16 protein-coding genes are annotated in these 15,807 nt (G+C 67.3%); 9 read left to right on the plus strand and 7 right to left on the minus strand.

All coding sequences use genetic code 11. From position 1 onward, the window contains the following. Nucleotides 1-13 precede the first annotated feature (13 nt). The 3 genes from G3W89_RS13295 (at nt 14) to G3W89_RS13305 (ending at nt 1,953) form a co-directional block, all read left to right on the plus strand. Complete coding sequence (locus G3W89_RS13295) at nt 14-658, plus strand: cysteine hydrolase family protein (protein WP_162574521.1); 645 nt, start codon at nt 14-16, stop codon at nt 656-658. After that, nucleotides 655-1,422, plus strand: coding sequence for an SDR family NAD(P)-dependent oxidoreductase (locus tag G3W89_RS13300; protein WP_162574522.1), 768 nt, complete (start codon nt 655-657; stop codon nt 1,420-1,422). The genes G3W89_RS13295 and G3W89_RS13300 overlap by 4 nt, the downstream gene beginning before the upstream one ends. 78 nt (nt 1,423-1,500) lie before the next feature. Further along, on the plus strand, nt 1,501-1,953 hold the full coding sequence (locus G3W89_RS13305) for a MarR family winged helix-turn-helix transcriptional regulator (protein ID WP_162574523.1): 453 nt from the start codon (nt 1,501-1,503) through the stop codon (nt 1,951-1,953). Here G3W89_RS13305 and G3W89_RS13310 read toward each other — a convergent pair. Then, the gene (locus G3W89_RS13310; protein ID WP_162574524.1) at nt 1,922-3,046 is read right to left on the minus strand and encodes a substrate-binding domain-containing protein; all 1,125 of its coding nucleotides are present in this window, start codon (nt 3,044-3,046) and stop codon (nt 1,922-1,924) included. The two genes, G3W89_RS13305 and G3W89_RS13310, sit on opposite strands and share 32 nt — an antisense overlap. A 187-nt stretch (nt 3,047-3,233) precedes the next feature. Beyond that, on the minus strand, nt 3,234-4,928 hold the full coding sequence (locus G3W89_RS13315) for an electron transfer flavoprotein-ubiquinone oxidoreductase (RefSeq protein WP_162574525.1): 1,695 nt from the start codon (nt 4,926-4,928) through the stop codon (nt 3,234-3,236). A 119-nt stretch (nt 4,929-5,047) separates the two neighbouring features. Between G3W89_RS13315 and G3W89_RS13320 the strand changes: the two genes are divergently transcribed. The 3 genes from G3W89_RS13320 (at nt 5,048) to G3W89_RS13330 (ending at nt 7,154) form a co-directional block, all read left to right on the plus strand. Continuing rightward, nucleotides 5,048-5,830, plus strand: a complete 783-nt coding sequence (locus G3W89_RS13320; protein ID WP_162574526.1) for an SDR family oxidoreductase — start codon at nt 5,048-5,050, stop codon at nt 5,828-5,830. 77 nt (nt 5,831-5,907) lie between these two features. Continuing rightward, nucleotides 5,908-6,738, plus strand: a complete 831-nt coding sequence (locus G3W89_RS13325; RefSeq protein WP_443083171.1) for a DMT family transporter — start codon at nt 5,908-5,910, stop codon at nt 6,736-6,738. Beyond that, nucleotides 6,735-7,154 (plus strand): acyl-CoA thioesterase, encoded by a 420-nt coding sequence (locus tag G3W89_RS13330; protein WP_162574527.1) that lies wholly within the window; start codon nt 6,735-6,737, stop codon nt 7,152-7,154. The genes G3W89_RS13325 and G3W89_RS13330 overlap by 4 nt, the downstream gene beginning before the upstream one ends. A 13-nt stretch (nt 7,155-7,167) precedes the next feature. Here the strand turns inward: G3W89_RS13330 and G3W89_RS13335 are convergent, their stop codons facing one another. Both G3W89_RS13335 and G3W89_RS13340 read right to left on the minus strand, forming a co-directional pair. Then, nucleotides 7,168-8,535 carry a sensor histidine kinase gene (locus G3W89_RS13335; protein WP_162574528.1) on the minus strand — a complete coding sequence of 456 codons (1,368 nt, stop codon included), beginning with the start codon at nt 8,533-8,535 and terminating at the stop codon, nt 7,168-7,170. Then, on the minus strand, nt 8,532-9,209 hold the full coding sequence (locus G3W89_RS13340) for a response regulator (RefSeq protein ID WP_162574529.1): 678 nt from the start codon (nt 9,207-9,209) through the stop codon (nt 8,532-8,534). The genes G3W89_RS13335 and G3W89_RS13340 overlap by 4 nt, the downstream gene beginning before the upstream one ends. Before the next feature lie 95 nt (nt 9,210-9,304). Here G3W89_RS13340 and G3W89_RS13345 point away from each other — a divergent pair, with 95 nt between their 5' ends. Together G3W89_RS13345 and G3W89_RS13350 are read left to right on the plus strand one after the other, a co-directional pair. Continuing rightward, a complete protein-coding gene (locus tag G3W89_RS13345; RefSeq protein ID WP_162574530.1) occupies nt 9,305-10,018 on the plus strand; it encodes a phosphatase PAP2 family protein in 714 nt (237 codons plus the stop codon). A 127-nt stretch (nt 10,019-10,145) separates the two neighbouring features. Beyond that, entirely contained in the window at nt 10,146-11,831 is a 1,686-nt protein-coding gene (locus G3W89_RS13350; protein WP_162577466.1) for a phosphoethanolamine transferase, read from the plus strand. A 66-nt stretch (nt 11,832-11,897) separates the two neighbouring features. On the opposite strand, the gene G3W89_RS13355 is transcribed toward G3W89_RS13350, so the two are convergent. Beyond that, nucleotides 11,898-12,479, minus strand: coding sequence for a peroxidase-related enzyme (locus tag G3W89_RS13355; protein ID WP_162574531.1), 582 nt, complete (start codon nt 12,477-12,479; stop codon nt 11,898-11,900). Between the two features lie 232 nt (nt 12,480-12,711). Here G3W89_RS13355 and G3W89_RS13360 point away from each other — a divergent pair, with 232 nt between their 5' ends. After that, on the plus strand, nt 12,712-13,593 hold the full coding sequence (locus tag G3W89_RS13360) for a phosphate/phosphite/phosphonate ABC transporter substrate-binding protein (RefSeq protein WP_162574532.1): 882 nt from the start codon (nt 12,712-12,714) through the stop codon (nt 13,591-13,593). On the opposite strand, the gene eutC is transcribed toward G3W89_RS13360, so the two are convergent. Continuing rightward, nucleotides 13,590-14,384: an ethanolamine ammonia-lyase subunit EutC gene (eutC, locus tag G3W89_RS13365; RefSeq protein ID WP_162574533.1), complete on the minus strand. Its 795-nt coding sequence runs from the start codon at nt 14,382-14,384 to the stop codon at nt 13,590-13,592. The two genes, G3W89_RS13360 and eutC, sit on opposite strands and share 4 nt — an antisense overlap. Beyond that, nucleotides 14,381-15,772: an ethanolamine ammonia-lyase subunit EutB gene (locus G3W89_RS13370; protein WP_162574534.1), complete on the minus strand. Its 1,392-nt coding sequence runs from the start codon at nt 15,770-15,772 to the stop codon at nt 14,381-14,383. The genes eutC and G3W89_RS13370 overlap by 4 nt, the downstream gene beginning before the upstream one ends. Nucleotides 15,773-15,807: the final 35 nt, after the last annotated feature.

A 15,807-nucleotide genomic window follows, 5' to 3' on the forward strand; every position in this document is an offset into this window, starting at 1 on the left:
TCTGGAGACTCGAATGCCCGATGACGTGTTTTCAAGCGTGCGCCACGAACAGAGCATCACGCTTGCCCCTCGCCGCACCGCCTTGCTCGTGGTGGACATGCTCAACGAATTCTGCAAGCCCGGCGGCCTGATGGTTCTGCCGGGCTATGAGAGGCTGGTGCCACCACAGCGCTCGCTCATCGCCGCGGCACGCGCGCAAGGGGTGCCGATCTTCTGGGTGATCCAATGCCATGACCCGAGACTGCGACGAGACCGCGAACTGCTCAAGCGCGGCACGCACTGCCTGGTCGGCAGCTGGGGCGCAGAGGTGATCGACGACCTCGATGCAAGGCCGGAGGACTTCCGGGTCTTCAAGCACCGCTACTCGGCCTTCTTTCGCACCGACCTGGACCTGATGCTCAAGGACATGCAGTGCGATCAGCTCGTGGTCACCGGCGTGGTCACCAACATCTGCGTGCGCTCGACTGTGCACGATGCCTTCTTCGAGGGCTATGAAGTGGTGGTGCCGCAGGACTGCTGTGCGGCCACCAGCGAGCGCGAACAGAACAGCTCGCTCTACGACATTGCGACCCACTTCGGCGTGGTCTCGCGCAGCGACCTGGTCATCGATTCGCTGGCGCAAGGCAAGGCGCTGACCAACCTCGAAGGTATCGCATGAGCGGTGCTGCACGGCTTGCCGGCAAGGCCGCCGTCATCACCGGCGGCGCAGCGGGCATCGGAGCGGCGATTGCGCGCCGCTTCGTCGAGGAAGGCGCGCAGGTGCTCATCGCCGACATCGACGATGCAAACGGCGAAACACTGGCCCGCGGGCTTGGCGCCAATGCGTGCTATCGCCATTGCGATGTCAGCCAGGTGGGACAGCTGAATTCGGCATTTGCCGAATGCGAGAGCCGCTTCGGCCGGCTGAACGTATTGATCAACAACGCCGCGATGCAGTCGACCCATGACTTCGAGCAGACCACCGAGCTCGAGTGGGAACGGATCGTGGCGATCAACCTCAAGGCGGTCTTCTTCGGCACGCGCGAGGCGATCGCCTTCATGCGGCGAGCGGGGGGCGGCGCAATCGTGAACACGTCCTCCACCTTTGCCTTGGTCGGATCGCCCGGCTACGCGGCCTACCACGCCACGAAGGGTGGCGTCGACTCGGTGACGCGCGCTGCAGCCGTGGCGCTCATCAAGGATCGCATCCGCGTCAACTCGGTGTGCCCCGGCACGACGATGACCCCCGGGCTGGTGTCGAGCGTGCGAGCAACCGCCGCCGACTACGACGCAGCCATGGCGTCCTATGCGGCTCTTCAGCCGATGCGGCGCTTCGCCGAGCCGGCCGAGATCGCGAACGCCTACGTGTACCTTGCGTCCGACGAGGCGAGCTTCGTCACCGGCGAGCGCCTGGTCGTCGACGGCGGCTATACCGTGGTCTGAGCGCGCGCTTAAGATCGCCAGCCGCACCCCGTTGACAACCCGCTCGTACCACTGGAACCCACCTGCACGATGCCCGCCATGAAGAAGGTGCCGCTCGACGCCAAACTTCAACCCTCGCTTCATGGTCTGTTGCAGCGGGCGCATCGCGAGGCCACGAGCGAGCTGCGCCGCCTGGCTGGAACGGAGGGCGTCCCGGTGGAGTTCTGGCGCGTCCTCGAAGTGCTGGCCGACGAGCAAGGACGTTCGATGTCGGCCCTGGCCGCAGCCACGGGCATGCAGATGCCCGCGACCAGCAAGCTGATCGACCGGATGGTCGACGCTGCGCTGGTGCAGCGCTCGCTCGATCCGGCGGACTTGCGGCGCGTCGTCCTCTACATCTCCGACTTCGGCCTTCAGAAGGTCGATGCGCTGCGCGGCGACATGGAGCGCCATCGGCAGCGGCTTGCCCAAACGCTCGGGGCGGCCCGCGAGCGCGAGCTGCGCGGACTGCTGGAAGACTTCATCCGCGCGCACCGGCGAGAGACTGGATGACGCGCATCGTCATGCCCTGCGCCTCGGCGAGATAGATCGGGTTGTCCCGCGAAGGCTCTGCCTGCGAGCGGCGCGGGCGAGCTGCGCGCACGCTGTCGAGCACCGAACCGTCACGAAGCGCACGACCCGTCCTCGGCGTTTGCGTTTGGCGCTGCAGGTGCACGAAGCCCTCGTACACCGACTGCGCCTGCGAGTTCAGCGCCGGTGCACGGGCACCAAAGCGGGCGTGGTAGCGCTCCTTGAAAGCCCCGTTGGCGTCCGAATCCACGCTGGCGAAGTAGCCCGCCGAAGCGAACATGCCGGCGGTGTTGGCATACCCCATGCCGAGCAACGCATTTTCTTCCACGCAGATCGAAAGCCGAAGCACGCGATCGGACAGCCCCGCTGCCCCGAAGGCCCTGCACATGTGCACTGCATCGCTGCCGATCAAGGTCAGCAACACGGCGTCCGCGCGGCTGCGGCCGATATGTTCGAGCACCGGCTCGAAGTCGCGTTCGCCCAGCGGAACATAGCTTTCGCCGACGACCTGTGCTCCCGCGGACTTGAGATGACCCACCGCCGCCGCATGAGCGCGGCGTGGCCAGCAATAGTCGCTGCCCAGCAGGTACCAGCGCCGCGTGCGATAGCGCTGAGTCATCCAGTCCAGTGCGGGCAGCAACTGCCGATCGGGGGTCTCTCCGAAGGCGTGCACCCACGACGGCAGGCCGCCGCCCTCGAACTGCGGCGTAAACATCAGCGGCACGCGAGAGTCGACGATCCGGCTCACGCGCTGGCAGACGTCTGTGTTGCACAAGGCCACCAGGGCATCCAGTTCCCCCATGGCGAGCAGGCGGTCGAGTTCGGGATGCAGATCCGGCGAACTCTCGCCCGAGTCGAGCACCGTCAGCCGCACCGGCTCTCCCTGCACGCCGCCTGCGTCGTTCCACATTTCGCAGCCCAACTGGGCGCACGCATAGGCCGACGGGCCAAGCAGGCCCATGGCACCCGAGGCGGGCAGCAGCAGCCCGACATTGAACCCTTCACCCCGTCGCGCCGCGCGCTTGGCGAAGACGCGGCGACCGAAGATTTCGCTGGTTGTGATTCGAGTTCCCATAAGACAGCGCAGGCTCGCATCGAAGAAGCAAGAATGGCGCCAGGCGCGCCACGCTAAGCGCGCAGCTTAGCGTCTGCGGGTGCATCGCCACGCAGGGAATGCACTGAGGCGCCCCCCTCGCCATGGAGCGGCATGGGTGAGCGCATCGGTTACTTGACTGGAATGGCCGACGGGCAGGAAGGGAAGCCTACATCCCGACGTAGTTCGGCCCGCCGCCGCCTTCCGGCGTGACCCACACGATGTTCTGGGTCGGGTCCTTGATATCGCAGGTCTTGCAGTGCACGCAGTTCTGCGCGTTGATCTGCAGGCGCGGCTTGCCGTTCTCGCCGTCGACGAACTCGTAGACGCCGGCCGGGCAATAGCGGGCCTCGGGGCCGGCGTACTCGGGCAGGTTGATCTCGGTGGGCACCGCGGCGTTCTTCAGCGTCAGGTGCGGCGGCTGGTTCTCTTCGTGGTTGGTGTTGCTGACGAACACCGAGGAGAGCCGGTCGAAGGTGAGTTGGCCGTCCGGCTTCGGATAGACGATCTTCTTGCACTGCGCGGCCTTCTTCAGGCGCTCGTGGTCGGCCTGGTGGCGGTGTACGGTCCAGGGGACATGGCCGCGCAGCACGTATTGCTCGATGCCGGTCATCAGCGTGCCCACCGTCAGGCCCTTCTTGAACCACTGCTTGAAGTTGCGCGCCTTGTTGAGCTCCCGGTGCAGCCAGCTCCTCTCGAATGAAGCGGGATACGCCGTGAGCTCGTCGTGCTGGCGACCGGCCATGACCGCGTCGTAGGCAGCCTCGGCCGCGAGCATGCCGGTCTTGATGGCGGCATGGCTGCCCTTGATGCGACTTGCATTCAGGTAGCCGGCATCGTCGCCCACCAGAGCGCCGCCCGGGAACACTGTCTTGGGCAGCGAAAGCAGGCCGCCCGCGGTAATGGCGCGGGCACCGTAGCTCAGGCGCTTCGGCGCCTTCAGGCCCTTGTCCTGGCCCTCGAAATACCAGCGGATGTTCGGATGTGTCTTGAAACGCTGGAACTCCTCGAACGGGCTCATGTGCGGGTTCTGGTAGTCGAGCCCCACCACGAAGCCGACGATCAGCTGGTTGTTCTCGGCGTGATACACGAAGGAGCCGCCATAGGTGTCGGACGGCAGCGGCCAGCCCGCGGTGTGCACGGCGAGGCCGGGCTCGTGACGGGCCGGGTCGATTTCCCACAGCTCCTTGATGCCGATGCCGTAGCTCTGCGGGTCCTTGCCGGCGTCGAGCTTGTACCTGGTGATCAGCTGGCGGCCCAGGTGGCCGCGCGCCCCTTCGGCAAAGATCGTGTACTTGGCATGCAGCTCCATGCCGAGCTGGAAGTTCTCGGTCGGCTCGCCGTCCTTGCCCAGCCCCAGGTTGCCGGTGGCAACGCCGCGCACCTTGCCGTCATCCGTGTAGAGCACTTCGGCCGCGGGGAAGCCCGGGAAGATCTCGACGCCCAGTGCCTCGGCCTGCTGCGCGAGCCAGCGCACGACGTTGCCCAGGCTGACGATGTAGTTGCCCTCGTTGTGGAAGTTCGTGGGGAGCAGGAAGTTGGGCGTGCGGTAGGCCCCGGTCTCGCTGAGCATCAGGAAGGTGTCCTGCGTCACCGGCTGGTTGAGCGGGGCGCCTTGCTCTTCCCAGTCAGGCAGCAGCTCGTAGAGTGCGCGCGGGTCCATGATCGCGCCGGACAGGATGTGGGCACCGGGCTCCGAACCCTTCTCGAGCACCACCACCGAGATGTCCTTGCCGTGCGAGGCCGCCAGTTGCTTGAGGTGGATGGCGGTCGCCAGCCCACCCGGGCCGGCGCCCACCACGACCACGTCGTATTCCATGGCTTCACGGGGGCCGAACTGGGCGAGGATTTCGTCGTGCGTCATGTGGGGTCTGGTCGATAATGTTTTTGAAGGGGCGAGGCGCCGCGAAGGCCGGGCCATTTTATGCGGCGCCCGGCGTGCCTCCGCACGTCGCCCCGGCGACTCCCAACAGGACCTCCCTCATGGCTTACAGCATCGATCTTTCGGGCCGCGTGGCCTTCGTCACCGGCGCATCGAGCGGGCTCGGCGCGCAGTTCGCCAAGGCGCTGGCCCGCGCCGGCGCCGCCGTGGTGCTGGCCAGCCGCCATACCGACCGCCTGAAGGAGCTGCGAGCGCGCATCGAAGGCGAGGGCGGCGACGCCCACGTGGTGGAACTCGATGCAACCGACATGGGCAGCATCAAGGCCGCGGTGGCACGCGCCGAGACCGAAGTCGGGCCCATCGACATCCTGGTCAACAACTCGGGCGTGAGCACCACGCAGCGGCTGGATGAGGTGAAGCCCGAGGACTACGACTTCATCTTCGATGCCAACGTCAAGGGTGCCTTCTTCATCGCGCAGGAGGTCGGCAAGCGCATGCTGGCGCGAGCCCGCGGCGCGGCGCCGGGCACCTACATCGGCGGGCGCATCGTCAACATCGCCTCGGTGGGCGCGCTGAAGGTCATCCCCAAGATCGGCGTCTACTGCATGAGCAAGGCCGCCGTGGTGCAGATGACCAAGGCGATGGCGCTCGAATGGGGACGCTTCGGCATCAATGTCAACGCGCTGTGTCCCGGCTACATCACGACCGACAACAACGAGGACCACTGGGCCTCCGACGACGGCCAGAAGCTGGTCGGCGGCCTGCCGCGCAAGCGCCTGGGCAAGCCCGAAGACCTCGATGGGCTGATCGTGCTGCTGGCCAGCGGCCAGAGCCACTTCGTCAATGGGGCGGTGATCGCGGCCGACGACGGATACGCGCTCTGAGCCGTCGCGCTGCCATCGGCATCGCGGCCGGCCTGGCCGCGGGGGCGCTCTGGGGACTCGTGTTCGTGGCGCCGCGCATGGTGGGTCACTTCGGCATGGTCGACATCACCGCAGCGCGCTTCGTCGTGTTCGGCGCGGTGGCGGGCGCGGCCGTCTGGTGGCGGCCGGCCGGACACCGCTGGCCGGATGCGCGCCAGGCTTCCGCCGTGCTGGCGTTGAGCGGGCTGGGCTTCACCGGCTACTACCTGCTGCTGGCTTTCTCGATCATGCACGCGGGAACGGAGGTGCCCAGCCTGATCATCGGCACCATCCCGGTCTGGATGATGCTGCTGGGCCGGCCCGCGGGACTGCGCATGCGGGCCCTGTTGCCCGGGCTGGCACTTACCGCCGCCGGCATCGGGCTGATGGTGGGCGCCGCCTGGCCGGAGGGCGGCATCGCCAACACCGGGCGTGCGCATTTCGGCTGGGGCCTGGCGCTTGCCGTGCTGGCGATGGCGAGCTGGACTGCCTTCGGCTTGCTCAATGCCGCCTGGCTACGGCGCCATCCGGAGGTGCATGCGGCGGACTGGACCAACTGGCTCGGACTCGCCACCGGCCTGGGCGCTTTCCTGCTGTGGCTGGCCGCGGGCTCCGACACGGCGACCTTGCGCGCGCAGCCGGACGGCGGCCTGTTTGTGCTGCTGGCGCTGGCCGGCGGGTTGGGTTCTTCATGGCTGGCGACTGTGCTCTGGAGCATCGCCAGCCAGCGGCTCTCGGCCAGTCTCTGCGGCCAGTTGATCGTGAGCGAGACGCTGTTCGCCTTGCTTTATTCTTTTCTGTGGGACGGCCGCTGGCCACATGCGAGCGAGCTCGCCGCGGCGCTGCTGTTCGTCCTCGGCATCCTGGCATCCATCAAGGCACACCGATGAGAATCGAAATCCCCGAAGTCAAGAAGCTGGTCTACGAAATGACGATCCCCATCCGTTGGGGCGACATGGACGCGATGGGCCACCTCAACAACGCGACCTACTTTCGCTACCTGGAGACGGCGCGTATCGACTGGATTCACTCGCTGGGCGCCGAGCCCTCGCCGGAGGGGCAGGGCGTGGTCATCGTCAATGCCTTCTGCAACTTCTACAAGCAGCTCGAGTACCCGGGCGACGTGCTCGTCAAGATGTATGTGAGCGACCCCGGCCGCACCACCTTCGAGAGCTGGGCCACCATGGCCCGCGCCGATGCGCCCGACGTCGTTTGCGCGGCAGGCGGGGCGACCACGATCTGGGTGGATTTTCCGAAGCAGAAGGCACTGCCGCTGCCCGACTGGCTGCGGGCGATCGTGAGCTGAGCGCGCTCGCAAATCAGGCTGCCTCCAGCACGATCCGCGCCTCGAACCCCGTCGCTGCCCCCGGCGGCGGCGAGTACAGCTCGAGCCGCGCCCCGTGCTTCTCGACGATGGTGTTGACGATCGAAAGCCCAAGTCCATAGCCCGCGCAATCGGAGCTGTGGCGCACATGGCGGTGCTGCAATGTGCGCAGCTGCGCGCTGCCGACGCCCGGCCCGAAGTCGCGCACGGCCAGGGTGCCGGGCGCCATCACCTCCATCACGACGCGGCCGCGGCCGTAGCGCAAGGCGTTCTCGACCAGGTTGCGCAGTGCGATCGCCAGTGCATCCACGTCGCCCATCACCAGTGGCGCGTCGCTGTCGGGCACCCTGAGCGACAGGCGCTCGTTGACGCGCGCATCCTTCCAGAATTCCTGCGCCACGGTCCCCGCGAGCTGGACCAGGTTGACCTGCGCTCGTGCGAACGAGGCCCCCGATTCGGCGCGCGAGAGCTGCAGCAGCTTTTCGGCGCGATGGCCCAGTACCTCCAGCGCATCGAGAGCGGCTTCGACATCGTGGCGCCGCAGATCGTGTTCCAGCGCAGTCTGCAGCCGCAGCCGGGCGGCCGTGAGCGGCGAGCGCAGCTCGTGTGCCGCGTTCGCCGCGAGCGCGCGCTCGACGTCGAGCGCGTGGGACAGCCGCTCCAGCAGCCGGTTGACATCGTCGCCGACCGAGCGCAGCTCACGCGACAAGCCCGTGACCCGGATCGGCCGGAGGTCCGCGCCATTGCGCAGCGCAATCTCGCCGGCCAGCACCTGCAGGCCGCGCAGCTCGCTGCGGGCCACGTTCCGAAGTACCAGCGCCAGCAGGGGCAGCACCGCGATCAGTGGAATGATCAGCCCGATGAGGGTGCGGTTGAGCGCCGTGCGGCGCTCGTCCAAGGGATCCGCCACCTGCAGGTAGAGCCCGAGCGTGGGATGGCGCGCGGTGTAGATGCGCCAGGCCGCGCTGTCGGCGAAGCCCTGCGCGAGTGGCACGTCGAAGGCGTTGGCAGGCGCCTCGGTGGAGCGCAGCAGCACGCGCTCGTGCACGTCGACCATCTGGTAGAGCACCGCATCGATGGGATACAGCTGCGGCGGCGGGATCAACGGCGTGGCGGCATCGGGCTGGTCCGCTCGCAGCTTGTCGAACTCGTGCACGGCCGTGTCGAAGGTGCGATGCGCGACCTCGGCGAGCTCGTTGTCGAAGTTGTGGTTGATCTCGCGGTCCACGTACCAGGCCGCGCCCAGCACGCACAGCATCCAGACTCCGCCGACCCAGACGATGAGCGTGCGCGTCAGCCGCCCGGCGAGCGAATCGCGTGAACCGAGCTCGGCTTCTGCCTGCTGCAGAAAACCGAATTTCATTCTTCCTCTTCCTCGGGCGAGAACGACAGCCGGTAACCCAGGCCGCGCAGCGTCTGGATGTGGCTGCGCCCCAGCTTGCGTCGCAGGCGGCTGATGAAGACCTCCAGCGTGTTGCTGTCGGCCTCGTCGCCGAAGCCATACAGCGCGTCGGCCAGGTTCTCGCGCGTGTGGATGCGCTCGGGCCGGGTCGCCATCACGCGCAGCAGTGCCCATTCCTTTTGCGTCAGCGCGACAGGGATCCCGTTCTTGCGGACGAGGTCGCGCGCGAGATCGATTTCCAGCGTGCCGAAGTGAAGCACGGGCGTGCTGGCATTGCTGCGGCGGCGCTCGACGGCCCGCAGGCGCGCGAGCAGCTCGGCCGGGTCGTAGGGCTTGATGAGGTAGTCGTCGGCGCCGGCGTCGAGGCCGCGAATGCGGTCGGTGACCTGGTCGCGCGCGGTGAGCACGATCACGATGGGGCGGTCACGCAGCGCGCGCACGTCCGGCAGCAGCGACAGACCTTCGCCATCGGACAGGTGCAGGTCGAGCAGCACGGCTGCGTACTGCACCGTCGCCAGCGCCGCCCGCGCCTGCGCCAGGCCGGGCGTCACATCGACCACGAAAGCCTTGGCCTCGAGGTAGCTGCAGACCGCGCTGGCCAGCGCGGCATCGTCCTCGACCAGCAATATGCGCACGTCGCCATCCTTTCCAAAGAACCGGAGTCTAGGGCAGGCCCTGGGGCAGGCCTCTTCAGCCAATGTTCAGCAGGCGGACTTAGGCTCGCGCCTCGATGCTTCGTTCCACACTCGCCAGGCAGCCTCTCGCCTGGACACTTCTGAGCTTGCTCCTGCTCCTGGCCTGGGATGCCAGCGGGCTCGACCTCGCGCTGGCCGGCCTCTCGGGCACGCCGACGGGCTTCCCGTGGCGCGACAACGGGTTCCTCGTGCACGTGATGCACGAGGGCGCCAGGTCATTGAGCTGGCTGCTGCTGGCGGCGCTGTTCGCCGCGATCCGCTGGCCGGTGGGCGTGTTGCGCCGCTTGCGCATGCGCGACCGGGCGCAGATCCCCCTCGCCGTGTTGGCCGGCGTGCTGGTGGTCTCGCTGGTCAAGCAGGCGAGCGCGACCAGCTGTCCCTGGGACCTCCAGGCCTTCGGCGGCATGGCCCACTACGTGTCGCATTGGGCATGGGGCGTGCGCGACGGCGGACCGGGTGGCTGCTTCCCGGCCGGGCACGCCTCCGCGGGCTTCGCCTTCGTGGCCGGGTGGTTCGTGCTGCGGCGCGTGTCGCCGTCCGCGGCGCGGGTGTGGCTCGCGGGTGCTATGGTGGTTGGGCTGTTGCTGGGCCTGGCGCAGCAGCAGCGGGGGGCGCATTACATGAGCCACACGCTGTGGACCGCCTGGCTCTGCTGGACCACCGGGTTCGCCGTGGATGCGCTGCTTCGCCTCAAATACTTCAGGCGCGATGCGCCAGCGGGTGTCCTTCCCAAGCTGAACGGAAGCTGACCAGGTCATTCAGCGACTTTTCAGCCCGGCTTTCCAGACTCGCCGGATGCCCTTGTCGACTGTCCAGACTTCCGTCCTCTCTTCCGACCGCTCCGCTGCCGCGCCACTGCCGCAGGCCGCCTCCACCATGGAGACCACCTCGTCTCCGTGGCGGCGCTTCGACGCCTGGCTGGCGCAGCCCCGCTCGGCGCGCAGCGTGGTCGTCTGGCTGAGCCTCTATCTCGCAGTGGCCGCCAACTGGCCACTGTGGACAGAGCTGGCGCGCATCGGCGGCGCACCCAGCATCTACCTGCCCCAAGTCGCGTTGATGACGCTGCTCACCGTCTGCGGCACCGTGGCCCTGCTGGCGCTGACCGCCTGGTCGCGCTGGATGAAACCGCTGTGGTTTGCCGTGGTGGTGGTCGCCGCCGTGGCACAGCACTTCATGCTCAGCTACCACGCGGTGATGGACCCGAGCATGCTGGCCAACGCGATGCAGACCGACCTCCACGAAGCACGCGACCTCATGGGGTGGAGACTGCTGTTCCACGTCGTGCTGGCGTCGGCCCTGCCGGCCTGGGCCTTGTGGCGCATGCGCGTGGTGCCCATGGGTCTCCTGTCGCAGGCATGGCGCAATGCGCTGCTGCTCGTCGCGGCCGTCTCGTTGGCCATAGGCGGCGCGCTGGCGATGAACCGGCAGCTTGCGCCACTGATGCGCAACAACGTCCACCTGCGCTACATGATCAATCCGTTGGCCAGCATCTACTCGGTGTCGTCCGTGGCGCTGAAGCCGTTGTTCAAGCACAGCCGCAAGCTCATCCCGATCTCCGGCGGCACGGTGCTGGGGGCCAGCTACGCGGCGCAGGCCCGGCCGCCGCTCTTTGTTCTGGTGGTCGGGGAGACCGCGCGGGCCGATCATTTCGGGCTCAACGGGTATGCCCGCGACACCACGCCGGCGCTGGCCGCTCACAAGGTGCTGTCCTGGCGCGATGTTCACTCCTGCGGCACCAACACGCTGGCTTCCGTGCCCTGCATGTTCTCGCCCGTCGGCAAGGCAGGCTTCGAGGCGCGCAAGGACGACTACGAGAACCTGATGGACGTGCTGCAGGCCGCCGGCCTCGCAGTGTTCTGGCTCGACAACCAGCCTGGCGGCTGCAAGGGCGTGTGCGACCGCATTCCGCATGCATTCGCGTTCGACCGGCTCGCACCAGAGGCGAAGACAGCGCTGTGTGACGGCGACGAATGCCTCGACGACGTCATGCTCCAGGGATTGGACGAGCGCTTGGCTGCGCTGCCGCCCGAGCGCCGCGACAAGGGTGTCGTGCTGGTCATGCACCAGATGGGCAGCCATGGCCCCGCCTACTACAAGCGCTCCTCGCCGGATGCCAAGCGCTTCATGCCCGAGTGCAAGACCAACGCACTGGCCGAGTGCAGCCACGCCGAACTGGTGAACGGCTTCGACAATTCGATCGCGTACACCGATCGCTTTCTGGGCAAGACCATCGATTGGCTGCAGGCGCAATCGGGTCGCTACGACACGGCCTTGCTCTACCTGAGCGACCATGGGGAGTCGCTGGGCGAGTATGGGTTGTTCCTGCACGGCGTGCCCTACAGCTTTGCGCCGGAGGTGCAGAAGCACATTCCGATGGTGATGTGGTTCGGGCCGCAAATGCGCGAGCGCGCGCGGCTGTCGAGCGGCTGCATGGAGGCGGGGCTCGATGCGGCGCTTACGCATGACAACCTTTATCACACGGTGCTGGGGGTGATGGATGTGCGGACGCCGACGTACAAGGCGGGGTTGGATGCGCTGGCGTCTTGCCGGGGGGTGGGGTGAGGTTCTGCTTCCTCTCCCTCGCCCCCTCCGGGAGAGGAGAGGGAGAGAGAGAAAGCAACAGAAACGCTACTTCTTCGCCCTCGGCACCCGCCCCATCAAATAGAACTCACCATTCGGCTGCATCCCGCTGAAACTAGCCATCCGATTGGAAAGCCCGAAGAAGGCCGTGATCGCAGCGATGTCCCAGATGTCCTCGTCGCTGAACCCATGCGCATGCAGCGGCGCAAAGTCGCTGTCGTCGATGTCGTGCGAACGCTCGCACACCTTCATCGCGAACTCGAGCATCGCGAACTGGCGCGGCGTGATGTCGGCCTTGCGCCAGTTGACAGCCACCTGATCGGCCAACAGCGGCTTCTTCTCGTAGATGCGCAGAAGCGCGCCGTGCGCCACCACGCAATACAGGCAACGGTTGGCGGCGCTGGTGGCGGTGACGATCATCTCGCGCTCGCCCTGGGTGAGCGAGCCATCCTCTTTCAGCATCAGCGCATCGTGGTAGGCGAAGAAGGCGCGCCATTCGGCCGGGCGGCGCGCGAGAGCGAGGAACACGTTGGGGACGAAGCCGGCCTTCTCCTGCACCTCGAGCACCCGGGTGCGGATGTCTTCGGGCAGGTCCTTGAGCTCGGCGAGAGGGTAGCGCGGGGCATCCATGGCATCTCCTTGGCTTGCGTCAGAACGGCCATCATAGGCAAGGCCGTGCAGTCGATGCGGCCGACGTGACTTAAGTCACCCGACCTGCCGCGACGTCATCGCGCTCGAAGCCTGAAAGCACATCTATTGGCTACAGTCCTTCGAGGACATCGGAAAGCAGCGTGTGAAAGCGCAGCCCGGAAGCAGACTGGCAACCGTCGCGCTCGGGCGTCACAACACAAGGGAGGCCGTGATGGAGTACCACGGAGACAAGACGCCGGCCGCCATCGGCCGCAACGAAGCCGCGTGGCGCGCACACGCGTCCGCCGTCGCCAGGCGATGGCTGGCGCCGATGATCCTGCTGGCGGCCGGCGGATCGGCCCATGCGCTGGTGATCGGCGTGACCGAGGGTGTGACCTACCGGGCGAGCGACAGCGAGATCGAAGCCCGGTTCGCGCTGATCGCGGAAGTGCTGAGCAAGACGCTCAAGCAGCCCGTGACCATCAAGGTGCTGAGCTCGTACGGCAGCGCGCGCGAGGCCCTGAAGCAGCAGCAGGTCGAACTGGCCTTCGTGCATCCGGCCCATGTGGCCTTCGAGGCGACCAAGGGCGGCGGCTACAAGGGGCTCGCCTGGACCGCGGGCTTCACCGAGTACAAGGTGTCGTTCCTGTGCAAGGACATGCAGCCCATCTCCAACTGGAAGGAGATGACCGGCAAGAGCCTGGTCATGCCCGATCCGGATTCGATCACGTCGGTGATCACGCGCGCGATGCTGCGCGAGCAAGGCTTGCAGGAGGGTGCGGTCAAGCTCTCCAACACCCGATACCAGGATGCGGTGCCCTTCTATGTGCAGAACGGCTTTACCGCTTACGGCGCCACGGCGTCCGCCGGAGTGATCAAGGCGTGGAAGACCGCCGGCGGCAAGACCTGCGCCGAGTCGCGCGCGGTGCCCATCAAGCAATGGCTGATGTCGAGCAAGCTCGATGCCACCACGGCCGCGACAGTGCGTGAGGCCTTGCTGCAGCTCGGGCAGTCGGAAGGCGGCAAGCGCGCGCTCGCGACGTCGAGCTACTCGGGCTTCGTTGCACCTTCGGTGGAGATCGAGAAGGCCTTGACGGCGTGGTTGGGGGTCTAAGCGTCCGACGGTCTGGGCGCTGGCAGCGAAGAGCCTTCCTGCGCGAGCACGGCCGATGCGCTTTCGTCCTTGAGCGCCACGCCCGTCAGGCCGCGGCGCAGCGCTTCGCGGACGAACCAGGCGAGCTTGAAGGCCGCAGCTTCGTATAGGAGCCCTTCCGGGCGCACGTTCGAAATGCAGTTGCGCTCGGCGTCGTGCCTGCCTCGGCGCGGTGCGTGGGTGATGTAGATGCCGAGGCTGTCGGGCGAGCTGAGCCCGGGGCGCTCGCCAATCAGCATCGCGACCAGCCGGGCGCCGAAGGCTTCGCCGATCTCGTCCGCCAGCGCCACGCGCGCCTGCGTGGCGATCACGAGCGGCGCGAGCCGAAGCGAGGCGGGCAGTTGTGGGCGCAAGGCGGACAGCAGCGGCGGTGCATGACGGGTTGCGGCCAGGGAAGACAGGCCGTCGCCGATCACGATGCAGAGATCGAACGGCGCGCTCGCTTGCGTACGCAGGGCAGCTGCATTCTCCGGCTCGAGTTGCCTGCCCAGGTCCGGACGCCGCAGGTATGTCGCGCGGTCCGGCGCACGGCTGCGCGCCCGCAACACCTCCCAGCCCTCGGCGCGCAGAGCGGCCTCGAGGGCATCGGCATCCAGCGCCGCATGGATCGCATCGCGCGCCATTGCATGCGCCCAGCCGAATCGCAGCACCTCGTCCGTCGGCATGCCGGCGCCGGCGCGCCCGAGCGCGAGGCGCGCGGGCGTGGAGCTGCGCCAGTCGCTCCAGGGGCTGTGCGTGACAGGATCGCTCATTTCAATGCCTTCAGCGAACGCATGTCCGCGAGCAGCCGGTTGGAGGAGGGCGGCTGCAGCCGCCCTGCCGCGTCGGTGATCTGCATCCGCTGCAGCCAGGCCTCGAACTCGGGCGCGCGCTTCAGTCCCATCGACTCGCGCAGGAAGAGCGCGTCGTGGAAGGAGGTGCTCTGGTAGTTGAGCATCACGTCGTCCGCGCCCGGCACGCCCATGATGAAGTTGATGCCCGCGGTGCCCAGCAGCACCAGCAAGGTGTCCATGTCGTCCTGGTCGGCCTCGGCGTGGTTGGTGTAGCAGACGTCGCAGCCCAGCGGCAGGCCAAGGAGCTTGCCGCAGAAATGGTCTTCCAGGCCGGCCCGGATGATCTGCTTGCCGTCATAGAGGTATTCCGGACCGATGAAGCCGACGACGGTGTTGATCAGCAGCGGCTGGTAGCGGCGTGCCAGCGCATAGGCGCGCGCCTCGCAGGTCTGCTGGTCGACGCCGAAGTTGGCATCGGCCGAGAGCGCGCTGCCCTGGCCGGTCTCGAAGTACATGAGGTTGCGGCCCACCGTGCCGCGCGCGAGCGATTGCGCGGCCGCATGCGCTTCATCGAGCAGCTCGGGCGTGACGCCGAAGGAGCGATTGGTCTTCTCGGTACCGCCGATGGACTGGAACACCAGGTCCACCGGCGCGCCGGACTCGACGAGCTTGATCGCGTGGGTCACGTGGGTCAGCACGCAGCTCTGCGTCGGTACCTCGAAGCGCTGGATCACCTCGTCGAGCATGCGCAGCAAATCGCCCAGGTGCTGGACGCTGTCTGTCACGGGGTTGATGCCGATGACCGCATCGCCGGCGCCCATCAGCAGGCCATCGAGCATGGAGGCGGCGACGCCGCGGAGATCATCGGTCGGGTGGTTGGGCTGCACCCGGACCGCGAGGTGGCCGGGCAGGCCGATGGTGTCGCGAAAGCGCGTGACCACGCAGCACTTGCGCGCCACGGCGATCAGGTCCTGGTTGCGCATGAGCTTGGACACAGCGGCCACCATCTCCGGGGTGAGGCCAGGCGCGAGCGACGCCAGCGTCTGCGTGCTCGCCTGTTCGGAAAGAAGCCAGTTGCGGAAGTCGCCGACCGTCAGGTGCGCCACCGGCGCGAAGGCGGCCGCATCGTGGCCGTCGATGATGAGGCGGGTGATGTTGTCCTCTTCGTAGGGAATCAGCGCCTCGTTCAGGAATTGCGCGAGCGGCGTCTCGGCCAGCACGTGGCGCGCCGCCATGCGCTGCTGCGCGGTGGCCGCGCCGATGCCCGCCAGGTAGTCGCCCGAGCGCGCCGGGCTGGCGAAGGCCATGACCTGCCGGAGGTCGTCGAAAGCGAAGGCTTGCGAATGAAGGGTGGTCCGGTAGCGCATCTGGCATCTGCCGCGGGAAGAGTTCAGGCCAGGGT

It is taken from the genome of Variovorax sp. PBL-H6 (assembly GCF_901827155.1).
Lineage (GTDB): Bacteria > Pseudomonadota > Gammaproteobacteria > Burkholderiales > Burkholderiaceae_C > Variovorax.

Bases quoted from the DNA above. Each gene is read 5' to 3' on its own strand.
- G3W89_RS13295 (WP_162574521.1), top strand. From the start codon at position 14: ATGCCCGATGACGTGTTTTCAAGCGTGCGCCACGAACAGAGCATCACG.
- G3W89_RS13300 (WP_162574522.1), top strand. From the start codon at position 655: ATGAGCGGTGCTGCACGGCTTGCCGGCAAGGCCGCCGTCATCACCGGC.
- G3W89_RS13305 (WP_162574523.1), top strand. From the start codon at position 1,501: ATGAAGAAGGTGCCGCTCGACGCCAAACTTCAACCCTCGCTTCATGGT.
- G3W89_RS13310 (WP_162574524.1), bottom strand. From the start codon at position 3,046: ATGGGAACTCGAATCACAACCAGCGAAATCTTCGGTCGCCGCGTCTTC.
- G3W89_RS13315 (WP_162574525.1), bottom strand. From the start codon at position 4,928: ATGACGCACGACGAAATCCTCGCCCAGTTCGGCCCCCGTGAAGCCATG.
- G3W89_RS13320 (WP_162574526.1), top strand. From the start codon at position 5,048: ATGGCTTACAGCATCGATCTTTCGGGCCGCGTGGCCTTCGTCACCGGC.
- G3W89_RS13325 (WP_443083171.1), top strand. From the start codon at position 5,908: ATGGTGGGTCACTTCGGCATGGTCGACATCACCGCAGCGCGCTTCGTC.
- G3W89_RS13330 (WP_162574527.1), top strand. From the start codon at position 6,735: ATGAGAATCGAAATCCCCGAAGTCAAGAAGCTGGTCTACGAAATGACG.
- G3W89_RS13335 (WP_162574528.1), bottom strand. From the start codon at position 8,535: ATGAAATTCGGTTTTCTGCAGCAGGCAGAAGCCGAGCTCGGTTCACGC.
- G3W89_RS13345 (WP_162574530.1), top strand. From the start codon at position 9,305: ATGCTTCGTTCCACACTCGCCAGGCAGCCTCTCGCCTGGACACTTCTG.
- G3W89_RS13350 (WP_162577466.1), top strand. From the start codon at position 10,146: ATGGAGACCACCTCGTCTCCGTGGCGGCGCTTCGACGCCTGGCTGGCG.
- G3W89_RS13355 (WP_162574531.1), bottom strand. From the start codon at position 12,479: ATGGATGCCCCGCGCTACCCTCTCGCCGAGCTCAAGGACCTGCCCGAA.
- G3W89_RS13360 (WP_162574532.1), top strand. From the start codon at position 12,712: ATGGAGTACCACGGAGACAAGACGCCGGCCGCCATCGGCCGCAACGAA.
- eutC (WP_162574533.1), bottom strand. From the start codon at position 14,384: ATGAGCGATCCTGTCACGCACAGCCCCTGGAGCGACTGGCGCAGCTCC.
- G3W89_RS13370 (WP_162574534.1), bottom strand. From the start codon at position 15,772: ATGCGCTACCGGACCACCCTTCATTCGCAAGCCTTCGCTTTCGACGAC.